Annotated in this window: 12 protein-coding genes; 5 read left to right on the forward strand and 7 right to left on the reverse strand. The window is 66.1% G+C overall.

The genetic code is table 11. The features are described from left to right. Positions 1-4: 4 nt before the first annotated feature. Genes KYT87_RS04190 through KYT87_RS04200 form a run of 3 tightly spaced genes read right to left on the reverse strand, consistent with a single transcriptional unit; the run spans position 5 to position 2056 of the window. Positions 5-316: a non-heme iron oxygenase ferredoxin subunit gene (locus KYT87_RS04190; RefSeq protein ID WP_219992592.1), complete on the reverse strand. Its 312-nt coding sequence runs from the start codon at positions 314-316 to the stop codon at positions 5-7. 25 nt (positions 317-341) lie between these two features. Next, positions 342-815 (reverse strand): aromatic-ring-hydroxylating dioxygenase subunit beta, encoded by a 474-nt coding sequence (locus KYT87_RS04195; protein ID WP_219992593.1) that lies wholly within the window; start codon positions 813-815, stop codon positions 342-344. A gap of 2 nt (positions 816-817) precedes the next feature. Beyond that, positions 818-2056 (reverse strand): aromatic ring-hydroxylating dioxygenase subunit alpha, encoded by a 1239-nt coding sequence (locus tag KYT87_RS04200; protein ID WP_219991749.1) that lies wholly within the window; start codon positions 2054-2056, stop codon positions 818-820. 147 nt (positions 2057-2203) lie between these two features. Between KYT87_RS04200 and KYT87_RS04205 the strand changes: the two genes are divergently transcribed. After that, the gene (locus KYT87_RS04205) at positions 2204-3136 is read left to right on the forward strand and encodes a LysR family transcriptional regulator (protein ID WP_219991750.1); all 933 of its coding nucleotides are present in this window, start codon (positions 2204-2206) and stop codon (positions 3134-3136) included. On the opposite strand, the gene KYT87_RS04210 is transcribed toward KYT87_RS04205, so the two are convergent. The 3 genes from KYT87_RS04210 to uvrA all read right to left on the reverse strand — a co-directional run bounded on the left by KYT87_RS04210 (position 3117) and on the right by uvrA (position 10786). After that, the gene (locus tag KYT87_RS04210; RefSeq protein ID WP_046803527.1) at positions 3117-3749 is read right to left on the reverse strand and encodes an aminotransferase class IV family protein; all 633 of its coding nucleotides are present in this window, start codon (positions 3747-3749) and stop codon (positions 3117-3119) included. The genes KYT87_RS04205 and KYT87_RS04210 overlap by 20 nt on opposite strands. Positions 3750-3824: 75 nt before the next feature. Further along, the gene (locus KYT87_RS04215; protein ID WP_219991751.1) at positions 3825-4976 is read right to left on the reverse strand and encodes an aminodeoxychorismate synthase component I; all 1152 of its coding nucleotides are present in this window, start codon (positions 4974-4976) and stop codon (positions 3825-3827) included. Positions 4977-4981: 5 nt separating this feature from the next. After that, positions 4982-10786, reverse strand: a complete 5805-nt coding sequence (gene uvrA / locus KYT87_RS04220; RefSeq protein WP_219991752.1) for an excinuclease ABC subunit UvrA — start codon at positions 10784-10786, stop codon at positions 4982-4984. Between the two features lie 292 nt (positions 10787-11078). Between uvrA and KYT87_RS04225 the strand changes: the two genes are divergently transcribed. From KYT87_RS04225 to KYT87_RS29705, 4 genes are all read left to right on the forward strand, one after another. Further along, positions 11079-11864 (forward strand): IclR family transcriptional regulator, encoded by a 786-nt coding sequence (locus KYT87_RS04225; RefSeq protein ID WP_120153967.1) that lies wholly within the window; start codon positions 11079-11081, stop codon positions 11862-11864. Between the two features lie 22 nt (positions 11865-11886). After that, the gene (locus KYT87_RS04230) at positions 11887-12534 is read left to right on the forward strand and encodes a bifunctional 4-hydroxy-2-oxoglutarate aldolase/2-dehydro-3-deoxy-phosphogluconate aldolase (RefSeq protein WP_104143510.1); all 648 of its coding nucleotides are present in this window, start codon (positions 11887-11889) and stop codon (positions 12532-12534) included. Next, a complete protein-coding gene (locus KYT87_RS04235; RefSeq protein WP_046803522.1) occupies positions 12527-13486 on the forward strand; it encodes a sugar kinase in 960 nt (319 codons plus the stop codon). The genes KYT87_RS04230 and KYT87_RS04235 overlap by 8 nt, the downstream gene beginning before the upstream one ends. Before the next feature lie 221 nt (positions 13487-13707). Beyond that, complete coding sequence (locus KYT87_RS29705) at positions 13708-13836, forward strand: hypothetical protein (RefSeq protein WP_006226408.1); 129 nt, start codon at positions 13708-13710, stop codon at positions 13834-13836. Positions 13837-13892: 56 nt separating this feature from the next. Here KYT87_RS29705 and KYT87_RS04240 read toward each other — a convergent pair whose 3' ends face one another. Further along, a complete protein-coding gene (locus KYT87_RS04240) occupies positions 13893-14876 on the reverse strand; it encodes a LysR family transcriptional regulator (RefSeq protein ID WP_120153971.1) in 984 nt (327 codons plus the stop codon). Positions 14877-15045: the final 169 nt, after the last annotated feature.

Consider the following 15045-nt stretch of genomic DNA (forward strand, 5'->3'; position numbering starts at 1 on the left):
GGCGTTACAGCGCCACGAACACCATTCCGTCTTCGATCCTGACCGGATAGGTCGCCACGTTGTCGCGCAAGGGCGAACACAGCGCCCGGCCGTCGCGCACATCGAAACGCCCCTGGTGCAGCGGGCATTCAATTTCATGGCCGGTTAAAAAACCGTCGCACAGACGGGCGTTGCCGTGCGTACAGAGGTTGTCCGTGGCGTAGACCTGGCCGTCCACGCCGTACAGCGCAATTTCGCGGTCGCCCGCCTGCACGGCAATCACGTCGTCTTCGGGCACATCGGCATGGGCGATGGCCCGTATCCATTGGGTGGTCATCGTCATGGCGGTGATCCTGGCTAGGCTAGATGGGGTAGATCAGCGAATTGGGCACCAGCTCGCTGTCGAAGATGCACAAGCGCGATTCGAACTTCATGCCGTCGGGCGTGTTGCGCACCACGTCCAGGTAGCGGCCCACGTTGAATACCGTGGTCAGCTGATTGGGCTTGGTGCGAAAGACGGCGTAGTTGGCTTCGGATTCGATGCGGTCGCCCTGGACCGACAGCACGCGCGGCGCTCCGACCACGTGGCGCTGGTAATACGGGTCGTGGAAGATCGTTTCGGTGGCGCCGTAAATGCGGTCTTTCAGCATGCCGCGGCTTTCGAACGCCATGGTGGCCAGCGGGTAGCCGCGTTCATGGTTTTCGCGGGGCAGCACCTTGTAGATGCAGTCTTCCAGGAAAAAGTCGGACCACTTGTCCCATTGCTCTGCGTCCAGCGCGGCGGCGTAGTCGGTGTACAGGCAGGTCAGCCGGTAATAAAGCGGAAAGTCCAGCATCGTCATGCCTCCATCACGCGGCGCCAATACGCGTACATGCCGCGTATCAACGTTTCAGTGACCATGTGGTCGGTGTTCTCGGCCGTCTTGCCGCCCAATTCGGCCACGCTGCGGTGCCACGGCTTCTGTTGAAAACCCGATTGCGAAAATTCGATCACTTCGCCGTCATCCGCCGACACGAAGCCGGCCGGGCCAAACAGGTTTGACTGGCGCAGCCGCCGTTGCGTCATCTCGGGCGTGTCATCGGCAAAGCCGAAGTGCGTCCAGACGAAGTCGAAGGCGTCGTGGCCCACGGGCTGGATGTGGCGAGTGGATAGCGAATTGACCTGCTGCTGGATGATGACGCTGGGAAACAGCGTCATCAGCACGGCGGTGGGGCCGTTCCACCAGGGCTCCGGCACGATGTCCAGGAAGCGGTCATCGTTCAGCGACATCTGTTCCTTGAAGCTGGACACGCCGCTGGTCACGCTACCCTTGCCGCCCTGGCCGCGCGTGGAAATCATGGCGGCGTGGCGAAAATGGCGGTCCATCTTCAGTTCTGAGCGATTGTCCGCGCGCCACAGGCCAAAGGTGACGAACCAGGTGTGCAGCAGGCCCGGGTGGTAGGGGTCTTTGATGTTTTCCTGCATCAGCTTCCAGTTGCCGGGGATGCGCTGGCGGCTGTAGCCGTGGATAAGCAGCTGGCGGCCGTCGAACACGCGGTCGAAGTAATGCAGGATGTCCGGGCCCAGATAGTCTTCGAGCGGTTCGGCGTCGTGGTCGAACGAGGCGAACACGACGCCGTTGCGACAGGCCACCGCCAGCTTGGTCAGGCTATGGTCCTCGGTTTTGAAGTCGGGCGGCATGCCGCCGTTGACCTTGCCGTCCTGCTTGACGCCGCGCCGGAACGGCACGCCGATCAGGTTGCCTTGCAGGTCGTAGTTCCACTGGTGATACGGGCAGACGAATTCGGTGCGGTTGCCGGAACGTTCGCGGCAGAACTGCACGCCACGGTGGGCGCATACGTTTTCCACCACGCGGACCTGGCCGTCGTTGTCGCGCAGCAGGATGACGGAACGTTCGCCGACGGCGGTGCGCTTGAAGTCGCCGGGGGTGGGGATTTCGGCTTCCAGGCCGACATAGCACCAGTGCGCCTGGTAGAAAAAACGTTCCAGCTCGCGTTGGTGCAGGGCGGCGTCGGTGTAGACGCCGAACGGAATGCGGTGGGAACCGTCGTCCGGCCAGGGCGGGTCGATGGGCATGGCTTGTCTCCGAGTCGTTGTCGCGGCTTTTATCGCTGCGTTTATCGCTGCTTTTATCGGTCCATGTTCCGCCACGCGCAGAAATAAATAAATAGAATCTGGTCAATAGAACGCATCACCAGAATCAATATTGGTGGAGACAAGCGCATGAACCTGAAAGACGTGGACCTGAACCTGCTGGTCGTCTTCAACGAACTGCACAGGCATGGCCGGGTATCCGCCGCCGCGCACAGCCTGGGCATCTCGCAGCCCGGCGTCAGCAACGCGCTGACCCGTCTGCGCAAGCTGCTGGGCGATGAGCTGTTCCTGCGTACGTCGCGCGGCATGGTGCCCACGCCCTATGCGGAGGCGCTGGCCCAGCCCATCGCGGACGCGCTGGCGGCGCTGCATGGCACGCTGAACACGCGCGCCGTGTTCGACCCCGCAAGCAGCGAACGGGCCTTCGTGATTGGCGTGAACGATGTGGGCGAAACCTATTTCCTGCCACGCCTGATGCGGGCGCTGGACGCCGCCGCCCCGGGCGTCACCATCCGCACGGTGCGCACCACGTCGATCGACGTGCGTGACGAAATGGAGCGCGGCCGCATCGATGTGGCGATGGGTTTCCTGCCCGGCCTGCAAAGCGGTTTTTTCCAGCGCAAGCTGTTCAGCCAGCCTTACGTGTGCATTTTCCGGCGCGACCATCCGCTGGCGCATTCGGGCGTGTCAGCCAAACAGTTCCGCGCGGCCGAGCACGTGGCCATCGTGTCCGAAGGCACCGGGCATGGCGTGGTGGACGAGGTGATCGCACGTGCCGGCATCCAGCGCCGCTTGCGGTTGACGGTGCCGCACTTCATTGCGGTGGGGCCGGTGTTGCAGGCCACCGACATGATCGCGGTGGTGCCGCAGCGCTTTGCCGATTGCGCCTGTGCGCCCTTCGGGCTGGCGACGGCGCCCTGTCCGGTGAAGATTCCGGAGTCGGTCATCAATGTGTTCTGGCACGCGCGCAACCATCGCGATCCCGCCAATCAGTGGCTGCGGCAGGTGGTGGTGGAGCAGTTTGCCGAGCCGGACGGGCGGGTCAGGCTTCCCGCAGGGTGACGTTGAACCAGCCGCGCAGCGCGTTCGACAGCCGGATTTCGTCGGCGGCATGCAGGTCGGCCAGCGTCAGCACGCGTTCGCGCACGTTGGCCGTATCCAGCAGTTCGCCGCGCTGCACGCCGGGCAGGCAGCCGCTGTCCACCGGGGGCGTATACCAGCGGCCGTCCAGGCGCAGGTATACGTTGCTGCGGCTGCCTTCGCACAGTTCGCCGCGTTCGTTCAGATAGAGCAGGTCAAAGATGTGCGGATGCGCCGGCAGCCATTCGATGGTCTTGGTGTACCAGGGGCGGTGCGTGGTTTTGTAGCGCAGCAGCGGTTCGGTCGAGCGCAGCGTCTCGGGCGCCAGCATCACTTCCTGCACGGCGGGCAGGGGCGGCAGCATGGCGGTCTGGATCTGGCGGCTGCCGTCGCGGGCCACCAGCAACCGCAGCCGATGCGCGCCCGGGGTCACCAGGCTGGTGGCGGCGATCATGATGTCGCCTTCAACGGCGCGCCCGGCCCAGACATAACCCAGGTCCTTGCAGGACGCCTCCAGCCGCTTCAGGTGGCGGTCCAGCAAGGGCACGCGCTGTTCGGCATCAACCAGGATGGTCTCGATCAATTCGGGTTGCATGGGTCGCTCCTGGTCGTGGCGGGTGTGGCCGGGCTCTATGCTACTACCGCCGTCGCCGGAAGTTCCAGCGCGGCATCAGGCCCGCAGGATCCGGGCTTTCCAATGGCACTCCTGCCATTCCTCGGCGGGGTCCGAATCGTGCACGATGCCGCCGCCCACGCTGTAGACGCCGTGGCCGGCGTCATCCAGCACCAGGGTGCGGATCGCCACGTTCAACGAAAAATCGCCATCCGGCGCCAGCCAGCCCACGCTGCCGCAATACAGCCCACGCGGGCCGGTTTCCATCTGGCGGATGCGGCGCATGGCCGCGACCTTGGGGGCACCGGTGATCGAACCGCAGGGGAACAGCGCGCGCAGCACGGCTTCCAGGGTGGCGTCGGGCGCCTGTGCCGACACGGTGGACGTCATGGTCCAGACGGTGGGATAGCGCTCCAGCGAGAACAACGCGTCGACCTTGACCGAGCCCGGCTGGGCCAGGCGACCCAGGTCGTTGCGCAGCAGGTCCACGATCATCAGGTTTTCGGCGCGGTTTTTCTCGCTGGCCAGCAGGGCCTGCCCCAGCCGCGTGTCTTCCCCGGCATCGGCATGGCGTGGCGCGGTGCCCTTCATGGGGCGGGTCGTCAGCCGCGAGCCGTCTCGCCGTACGAAAAGCTCGGGCGAAAACGACAGCACCGTGCGCGCGCCGTCCTGGATAAAGGCGGCGTGGGCGACCGGGTTGCGGGCGGCGATGCGCCGGTAAAGCGTGGCCGCATCGCCCTGGACTTGCACGTCCAGCGGCTGGGTGTAGTTGACTTGGTATAGCTCGCCGTCTTCGATCAGGCCTCGGATGGCGTTGATCTGGCGCACGTAGTCGGCCTCCGTCATGCGCGGCGCGGGCAGGGTGATGGCGGAGTTGGCGCTTGCCGCATCGGCGCCTGCCGCGTCGGGCGCGTCCCACGGCGCTTCGTCGACCTTGCGTTCGAACACCAGCGCGGTCAGGCGCGGGCGGCCGTCGTCTTGGGGAGGCGTCCAAGGGCCGGTCGGCGCCGCCCGCGAGGCTTCCGGCAGCAGCCATTCGCCCAATTCGTAGTCCAGCAACAGGGCCACCCAGCGGCCCTGCTGCCGGGTGGCCTCGATGGCCGTCAGCGCCGGGCCGACCTCGGCGGCGGTGCGTGCCTCGATCCGGGAGCAAAAGCCCTCGAACTTCAGTGCGCGACCGGCCAGCCGGTCTTCAAAACGACAATGCATGCTTGCTACGGATGTTGATGAGCCAGGAATTCCGTCAGGACGCGTCCCGTGTGGGAATGGTCGGCCAGGGTCATCACATGTTCCGGCGAGCCTTCGGCAACCAGCTGCCCGCCACCCGTGCCGCCTTCGGGGCCCAGGTCCAGCAGCCAGTCGGCTTCGGCGATGACGTCCAGATTATGCTCGATCACGACCACCGTATTGCCGGCTTCCACCAGGCGATGCAGCACGTGGATCAACTTTTCAACGTCGGCCATCGACAGGCCCACCGTGGGCTCGTCCAGCACGTACAGCGTGTGCGGGATGCGCGAGGCGCGGCCGGTCTTGATCAGCCCGTCGGTCAGGCGCGCCTTGGATAGCTCGGTCACCAGCTTGATGCGCTGGGCCTCGCCGCCCGACAGCGTGGGCGACGGCTGGCCCAGCGTCAAATAACCCAGGCCCACGTCCTGCATCAATTGCAGCGGGCGATGGATCTTCGGGTGCGCGGCAAAGTAGCCGATGGCGTCGTCCACTTCCATGGACAGCAGCTCGCCGGCGTTCTTGCCGCGCATCTGCACGCTGAGCGTGTCGCTGTTGAAGCGCGCGCCGTTGCAGGCGTCGCACGGCACTTTGACGTCGGGCAGGAAGTTCATTTCGATGGTGCGCATGCCCTGGCCTTCGCAAATGGGGCAGCGGCCATCGCCGGTGTTGAACGAGAAGCGCGCCGCCGTCCAGCCGCGCATGCGGGCTTCGCGGGTGTCGGCGAACTGCTTGCGCACGTCGTCCCAGAAGCCCACATAGGTGGCCGGGCACGAGCGCGGCGTCTTGCCGATGGGGGTCTGGTCCACTTCCAGTACGCGGTCGATGGCTTCCCAGCCCTTGATGCTTTCGCAGCCCGCCCAGCCCGGGGCCTTGCCCTGCGACACGGCTTGCGTCAGGTTGTCCAGCAGCACTTCGCGCGCCAGCGTGGATTTGCCGGACCCGGACACCCCGGTCACCACGCTCAGCCGGCCCACCGGAATCTTGGCGTCCACGCTGCGCAGGTTATGCAGGCGCGCGCCTCGGATTTCGATCATGGGTGTGTCCGCTTCCACCGGACGGCGGCCTTGCAGCGGATGCGCCAGCGGCGTCTTCAGGTAGCGGCCGGTGATGGATTCCGGCGCGTTCATGACGTCTTCCACGGTGCCTTGCGCCACGACCCGACCGCCACGGATGCCCGCGCCGGGTCCGATGTCGATCACGTGCGAGGCGCGGCGGATGGTGTCGTCGTCATGTTCCACCACCACCAGCGTGTTGCCGTTGCCTTCCAGGCGCGCCAGCGCGTCCAGCAGGATGCGGTTGTCACGCGGATGCAGGCCGATGGTGGGCTCGTCCAGCACGTAGCAAACACCTTGCAGGTTGGAACCCAGCTGCGCGGCCAGGCGGATGCGCTGCGCTTCGCCGCCGGACAGCGTGGGCGCGGCGCGGTCCAGCGCCAGGTAGTTCAGGCCCACTTCCTGCATGAAGTTCAGGCGGCCGCGAATTTCGGTCAGGATGTCGCGGGCGATCTCGCCTTCGCGGCCACGCGCCACCAGTCCGGTAAAGAAGGTGTGCGCGTCGGACACCGGCAGCGACGCCAGTTCGGCAATGGACTTGTCGCGCCAGCGCACGGCGCGCGCCACGCGGTTCAGGCGCTGCCCGTCGCACTGCGTGCACGCCTTGGCCTCGCCTTCGTACCAGGCGTTCCAGGCGGTTTCCTCGCCCGTCTGCTCTTCGTCAAAGCCCTGCAATTGCAGGCCCGTGCCGTAGCAGCCCGTGCACCAGCCATGCTTGGAGTTGTACGAGAACAGGCGCGGATCGGGTTCCGGGAAGCTGGTGCCGCAAGAGGGGCACGCGCGCTTGACCGAAAAATGCTGCTGCTGCAATTCGCTGTTCAGCGCTTCGTGCAGCTTGTTCACCGGCCATACCACCGACATCACGCCCTGGCCGTTTTCCAGCGCGCTTTTGACGGCGGCGCGCAGGTCGGCCTCGTTGGCCGGATCCACCACCACGTCCGCCACGGGCAGTTCGATGGTGTGTTCCTTGTAGCGGTCCAGACGCGGCCACGGGGCCACGGGGATGAACTCGCCGTCCACGCGCAGGTGCGAATGGCCCTTCGAACCGGCCCACTTGGCAAGGTCCGTGTAATAACCCTTGCGCGCGGTGACCAGCGGGGCCAGCAGCCCGATGTGCACGCCCTTGTGGTCGCGCAGCAGGCGCGCCACGATCTGGTCCGTGTTCTGCGGTTCAACGGCCACGTTGCAATCCGGGCAGTACTGCGTGCCCAGCTTCACATAGAGCAGGCGCAGGAAATGGTGGATTTCCGTCATCGTGGCCACGGTGGACTTGCGCCCGCCACGGCTGGTGCGCTGTTCGATGGCCACGGTGGGCGGAATGCCGAAGATGGCGTCCACGTCGGGCTTGCCGGCCGGCTGCACGATGGCGCGGGCGTAGGCGTTCAGCGATTCCAGGTAGCGGCGCTGGCCTTCGTTGAACAGGATGTCGAACGCCAGCGTCGACTTGCCCGAGCCCGACACGCCCGTGATCACGGTGAATTTATCGTGCGGGATTTCAACGCTGATGTTCTTCAGGTTGTGCTCGCGCGCGTTGCGGATCTCGATGGCCATGTTGCCTTGGCGACGCGCGCGCATCACGGACTGCAATGGCGTGCCTTCGCCGGCGCCGGGGCCGGCGGCATCGGTGGCCACGTCCGCGCCGTTGTAGACGGCGGTGGGCTCGGCGATGCGCGCGGTCAGGCCGGCTTGCTCGACTTCCTGCGCGTCGATGTCGCTGGTGACCACCACGTCGGCCGGCAGGATGCTGACTTCGTAGTCACGCAGCGCCGCGCCGGTATGCGACTTGGGGTTGTCCATCAGGTCTTGCGGGGTGCCCACGCCGATCAGCAGGCCGCCGGCGTCGCCGCCTTCGGGGCCCAGGTCGATCAGCCAGTCGGCCGCGCGGATCACGTCCAGATTGTGTTCGATGACCAGCAGCGTGTGGCCGGCGGCCAGCAGCTTGCGGAACGCGCGCATCAGACGTGCCACGTCGTCAAAGTGCAGGCCGGTGGTGGGCTCGTCGAACAGGAACAGGCTGCCCTTCTTGGCAACCTTGGCGGTGGAAATGCCGCTGCGCGCGGCTTCGGCCAGGTGGCCGGCCAGCTTCAGGCGCTGCGCCTCGCCACCGGACAGCGTGGGCACGGGTTGCCCCAGGCGCACGTATTCCAGGCCCACGTCGGCCAGCGGCGCCAGGCCGGTCTGCACGTCGCGCAGGCCCTTGAAGAAGTCCAGCGCTTCGCTGACCGTCATGGCCAGCACTTCGTCGATGGACGCGCTTTTGCCCAGGTGTTCGACACGCACTTCCAGCACTTCGGGGCGGAAACGCTTGCCGTCGCAGTCGGGGCAACGCAGGTAGACGTCGGACAGGAACTGCATTTCGACGTGCTCGAAGCCGGTGCCGCCGCAGGTGGGGCAGCGGCCGTCGCCACCGTTGAAGCTGAACGTGCCGGCCGTGTAGGCGCGTTCGCGCGCGAGCGGGGCCTGGGCAAACAGCTTGCGGATGGCGTCAAAGGCCCCCACGTAGCTGGCGGGGTTGGACCGCGCCGTCTTGCCGATGGGCGTCTGGTCCACCATGACCACGTCGGCGATCTGCTCGGCGCCCAACAGGCGGTCGAACGCGCCGGGCGTTTCCGACGGCTTGCCCTTTTGCTTCAGCAGCGCGGGGTACAGCACGTCTTGCACCAGCGTGGATTTGCCCGAACCGGACACGCCGGTCACGCAGACCAGCCGACCCAGCGGCAGTTCGACGGACACGTTTTTCAGATTGTGCGCGTTGACGCCTTCGAGCAGCAGGCGCGGCGTGTTGGCTGCCACCGGCATGGGGCGCGGGGCTTCCACGCGCTGGCGTCCGCCCAGGTAGTTGCCCGTCAGCGTGTCGGCCGCGCGCAGTTGCTTGGGCGTGCCGTCAAAAACGATGTAGCCGCCGCGTTCGCCGGGGCCGGGGCCGATGTCGATGATGCGATCGGCGGCCACCATGACCTGCGGGTCGTGTTCCACCACCACCAGCGTGTTGCCGGCGTTGCGCAAGCGGTGCATGACTTCGACCACGCGGTGCATGTCGCGCGGGTGCAGGCCGATGGACGGCTCGTCCAGCACGAACAGCGTGTTCACCAGCGAGGTGCCCAGCGCGGTGGTCAGGTTGATGCGCTGCACTTCGCCGCCCGACAGCGTGCGGCTCTGGCGGTCCAGCGTCAGGTAGCCCAGGCCCACGTCGCACAGGAACTTCAGGCGCGCGCGCACCTCGGTCATCAAGAGGTCGGTGGCTGCATCCAGCGCGCCCGAGAAAGACAGCCCGTCAAAGAAGCGCCGTACCCGTTCGATGGGCAACAGCATCACGTCATGGATCGACAGGCCGCCGATGTTGTTCAGCTGATCGCGCGACCAGTTGGCGGCGACCGGCATGAAGCGTTGATAGCGGCCGTCTTCGGGCGGCAGCACGGTGTCGGCTTCTTCCTTGGTGCCCAGGCGCCACAGCAGCGCATCCGGTTTCAGGCGCGCGCCGTTGCAGGTGGGGCAGGGCGTGTAGCTGCGGTACTTGGACAGCAGCACGCGCACGTGCATCTTGTACGCCTTGGTTTCCAGCCAGTCGAAAAAGCGCTGCACGCCGTACCACTGGTGCTTCCAGGCATCGTTGCCGCCCTTCCAGTCGGGCGTGCCGTACAGCACCCAGTGCTTGTGTTCTTCGCTAAGGCTTTTCCAGGGCACGCCCAGCGGCACGCCCGCGCGGGGGGCGTACTTTTGCAGCTCGTCCTGGCATTCCTTGTAGGACGGCGTGGTCCAGGGCTTGATGGCGCCTTCCATCAGGGTCTTGTTTTCGTCGGGGATGACCAGGCCGAAGTCGATGCCGATCACGCGGCCAAAGCCCCGGCACGCCTCGCAGGCGCCCAGCGGGGAATTGAACGAGAAGCTGCTGGGCAGCGGGTCGGTGTATTCGATGTTGCAGTCGGCGCAGTGCAGGCGGTCGCTGTATTTCCAGATGTCCGCGTTTTCACCCTCGGCGTTCATGACGTAGACGGCCAGGTGCCCGGCGCCCATGCGCAGTGCCGTGTCCAGCGCTTCCATCACGCGTTCGCGTTCGGTGCCGGCGAAGCGGAAGCGGTCTTGGATAACGTGCAGGATGCGGCGTTCTTCGCCGGCGTCCTTGGCGGCCTTGCCCTTCTTGGCGCCTTTGGCCGGCTTGGCCACGGTGGCGCGCGGCACCGCCGTTTCTTCGGCGTGCACGCGGGTGTAGCCCTGCTGCTCAAGAAAGCCGCGCACTTCGTCTTCGGTGAAGTTGGCGGGCACGGCAATGGGAAAAGTCACCACCAGGCGCGGGTCGCCGGCCACGGCGGCGCGTTCGGCCAGCGAGTGATAGACGGATTCGGGCGTGTCGCGCCGGACCAGCTTGCCGCAGCCCCGGCAGTACAGCCGCGCGCCGCGCGCAAACAGCAGTTTCAGGTGGTCGTTCAGTTCGGTCATCGTGCCGACCGTGCTGCGCGAGCTGCGCACCGGGTTGGTCTGATCGATGGCGATTGCGGGCAAAATGCCCTCGATGCGGTCTACCTGGGGCTTGTCCATGCGGTCCAGGAACTGGCGCGCGTAGGGCGAGAAGGTTTCCACGTAGCGCCGTTGGCCCTCGGCGTACAGGGTGTCGAAAGCCAGCGAACTTTTGCCGGACCCCGACACGCCGGTCACAACGACCAATTCGCCGGTGGCGAGGGTCAGGTCCAGGTTTTTAAGGTTGTTCTGGCGTGCGCCAACGATGCGGATTTGGGAGCTCATGGACGGTATCGTAGCCTGAGGAAGCCGCCTGCCCGAGCGATAACCCATCGCTGGTTCCAAGCGCGGCGATATGGAATAATTGCCTATATTGTGATGCGGTTGTCCACACTGTGGACACCACCAGGCGGTCTAGCTGTACAAATAAACAGTATCGCAGATTCGTCTGAAATCCGCGCTGCCTGCATTTCGAATCTGTGGCGTTCTTAGGACTTCTTCGAATTTCTGGGTTGAAGGTCTACGCCGTTCCATGTGCCGTCCCAGGACGGCGCATGGGTCTTATCTGGGGACGTTCTTGTCGGAAACCAAGGTCGCGGGCGCTGCCGCGTTCGGGAAATTCATGGCCGTGCTGCAAGCCGTTGCCGATGCGCCAGAGCCGCCCACGGCCGCCGCGCTGGCGCGCGTTTGCGGCTATCCCCGCCCCACCGTCTACCGTATCGTGGCGGCCCTGGCCGAGCAGGGCATGGTGGCCGAAACGGGCGGCGCCTATCGGCTGGGCACGCGGCTGATATCGCTGGCCAGCCGGGCGTGGTCGCGGTTCGACCTGCGCGCCGCCCTGGCGCCCGACCTGCAAGCCCTGCGCGATGCCACCGGCGAAACGGTCCATCTGGCCGTGCCGGCGGGCCACGAAATGATCTATATCGACAAACTGGAAAGCCCCGGGCCCGTCCGCATGGTGTCGCGCGTGGGCGCGTCCGTGGCGCTGCATTCCAGCGCGGTGGGCAAGGCCTATCTTGCCGCGCTGGACGAGGCGGCCCGCGAACAGCTGCTGCGCGGGCTGCCCCTGCCGGCGCGCATGCCGGGCACCGTCACCAGCTTGCCGGCGCTGCGCGCCGTGCTGGACGAAGCCCGAGGCCGGGGCTACGCCATGGACGACGAAGAAAATGAAGCCGGTATCGTCTGCTATGGCGTGGCGCTGTGCGACGCGGCCGGCCGGCCGGTGGCGGGCGTTAGCGTCAGCACGCTGCTGTTCCGGCGCCAGGACGATCCCCAAACCGCTTATATCGACCCCTTGCTGCGGCTGCGCGATGCCGCCGTGGCCAAACTTGCCGTGTTGCCGGTGTCCACCGGCGGCGCCTGACCGTCAGCCTCAGAGGAATCCCATGACCGCATCCGCTCCCCTCGCGTCCAAGCTATCCGCCTTGCTGGCGGCCCGGGTCGTGCCCGTGCTGCGCTATACCGACGCCGCCACCGCCGCCTATGCCGCCGAAGTGGCGGTGGCGGCCGGTTGCCGCACCCTGGAATTGACCTGGACGATTCCCGGCGTGACCGACCTGGTGCGCGCGCTGCGCGACAAGCACGGTCCCAGCCTGCTGCTGGGCGTGGGCACCGTGCTGGACGAAACCCAGGCGCGCGAGGCGCTGGTGGCGGGCGCCGATTTCCTGGTGTCGCCGGGCCTGGCCACCGATATCGTCGACATGGCCCATGCCGCCGACGCCCTGTGCCTGTTGGGCGCCTTTACCCCCACCGAAGTACTGGCCGCGCGGCGCGCGGGCGTGGATGTGGTGAAGGTTTTTCCGGCGGATACCGGCGGCCCCAAGCACCTGGCCGCCCTGAAATCCGTGTTTCCCGACACCATCTTCTGCCCCACGGGCGGCGTCACGCAGGAAAACATGGGCGCGTATTTCGCGGCCGGGGCCGGCTTGGTCGGCATCGGCAGCAACCTTTATGACAAGGCCGCCTTCGCCGCGCGCGATACGGCGGCTCTGGTCGCGCAGATCACTCGCACCCTGGAGGCGTCCCATGGCTGACGTGGACTTCGACATCGTCGCGCTGGGCGAGCCGCTGATCGAACTGAACCAGACCCACAAGGGCCAGCTTCAATACCTGCAAGGCTTTGGCGGCGATACCTCCAACGCAGCCATCGCGGCGGCCCGGCAAGGCGCGCGCTGCGCCTATCTGACCCGGGTGGGCAACGACGCCTTCGGCGCGCAGTTCCTGGACCTGTGGCAGGCAGAAGGCGTGGACACGTCCGGCGTGCAGCGCGACGACGACGCGCACACGGGCCTGTATTTCGTGCAGCATGGGCCCGACGGCCATGCGTTCAGCTACCTGCGCCGGGGCTCAGCCGCCAGCCTGATGACGCCGGCCCTGCTGGACAGCGGGCTGATCGAACGCAGCCGCTTCCTGCATGTGTCGGGCATCAGCATGGCAATCAGCACCAGCGCCTGCGACACGGTGTTTGCCGCCATGCAACGGGCCAGGGCGGCGGGCACCCAGATCAGCCTGGATTCCAACTTGCGCCTGCGCTTGTGGCCCGTGGACCGCGCCCGCGCCATCCTGCGCGAAACGATGCGGCAGGCCGATCTGTTCCTGCCCAGCATGGACGACATGCAGCACCTGACCGGCAATGACGACCCCGAACGTACGCTGGACTGGATCCGCGACGGCGGCGCCGCAGGCGTGGTCGTGCTGAAACTGGGCAAGGACGGTTCCATCATCGACGACGGCAAGACACGCACGCCGATGGCCGCCCTGCGCGTGGACGCCGTGGACGCCACCGGGGCGGGCGACTGCTTTGCCGGCAGCTTGCTGGCCCGGCGCTGCCAGGGCGACAGCTGGGAAGAGGCCGTGCGCTATGCCAACGCGGCGGCGGCGCTGTCCACCCTGGGCTATGGCGCGGTGGACCCGCTGCCGCGTGCCGAACAGGTTCGGGAACGCCTGGCGTTGCTGGCGGGGCAGGGCGCCGCGGGGTCGAAGTAGGCCTGGGGCGAGGGAGCCCGGGAGCGGGGGCGGAGGCGGTCAATGCCGCCTGGATCAATTCAGGGACGGGTCCCCGTCGCGCCGCCATGCGCCCCAAATACCCGCCATTGGCGTCGGCAGGAAATTTCAGGCTAAAATGCCAAGTTATCCGAATTTTTTCCGCCAGCCTGATATCCGGTTGTGCGGTGACTTTTTTCCGCAAATTCAACAGGAGAATCAACATGGCTGAACGCAAACGCGTGCGTCGTAACACCCTGGAACGCCGTTGCCTGGGCAAGGCCTTCAAGCGCTTGTTCGTCAAGTCGCCCAAGGGTGTTTTCAAGATGCTGGAAAAGATCAAGCGCGTCTAATCGACGTTCTGGATCTGAAAAATCCCCGCAGGGCTTCGTGCCTTGCGGGGATTTTTTTATGCCGGGGCCGGGCCAAGCTTGGGCTTGATGAAATCCATGAACGCGCGCGTCTTGGCCGGTTGGATGCTTGACGGGTACACCGCGTAGATCGAGATCGGGTCCACTGACCAGCCCGGCAGCACGCGGCGCAGCGAGTTGCGCTTGATGATCGGGTCCAGCGCCAGGCAGTTGGGCATGCGGGTGATGGCCAGGTCCAGGCCGGCAAGCGTGCCCGCGATGCTCATGTTGTTGGCCGCCAGATGGCCGCTGACCGGCACCACTTCGCTGACCGTGCCGTCGTGCAGCGTCCAGTGCGAATGCGCGTCGTCGATCGTGGTTCGCAGGCACTGGTGTTGCGTCAATTCGCCCGGTGTCCGGGGTTCGCCATGGCGTTGCAGGTAGCGCTCGGACGCATACAGGTAGTTGTCCAGGGACACCAGCTCCTGCACCACGGCGCCAACCGGGCGGCCGGCGTCGCCGCCATTGCCGTTACCGTTCCCGTTGCCATGGCCGACGTCCAGCGTCGTCGGCGAAATATCCCCATCGCGGCCAAACCGCAGCACCACGTCAAACGGCGTGCCTTGCGCGTCGGACGCCGTCATCATGCTCAGGTCAAATTCGCATTCGACGTCGGGGTACTGGTCGGTGAAGTCCTTGATGGTTTCGGGCAGCAGCCACATCGCCAGGCTGTACGGCATCGACACCCGCAGGTTGCCCGACGGGCCGCCGGACAGCGACAGCAACTGCTCGTGCGCCAGCCGGGCCTCGTCGATCAGGCCCTGGCAGCGGCGCATGTAGGCGGCGCCCGCTTCGGTCAGGTCCAGCCGCCGGGTGTTGCGGTTGATCAGCCGCAGGCCGATCGCGCGTTCCAGTTCGTTGATACGCCGCGACAGCGTGGACGTAGGCATGTCCAGCGCGCGCGCGGCCATGCTGAAGCTCTTGCGCTTGGCGACCTCTACAAACAAGGCAATGTCATTGAGCTGGACGGTCGAAGCTTCCATAGGCGTTCCGGATTTGGCCGCACGAGTTTACGCCACTCGCGCACCGCAGCGCTTGGTCAAAAGATCGCGATAAATCCGCCAACGCCGCGCCACAGCTGCGCGATATTGCCTAAAAATCGCATGGGTTGACAGATTTGATTGCAAATTTGAATGCCGTGGCATCGGTTCA

The organism is Achromobacter sp. ES-001, from assembly GCF_019448355.1.
GTDB lineage: Bacteria > Pseudomonadota > Gammaproteobacteria > Burkholderiales > Burkholderiaceae_B > Achromobacter > Achromobacter spanius_B.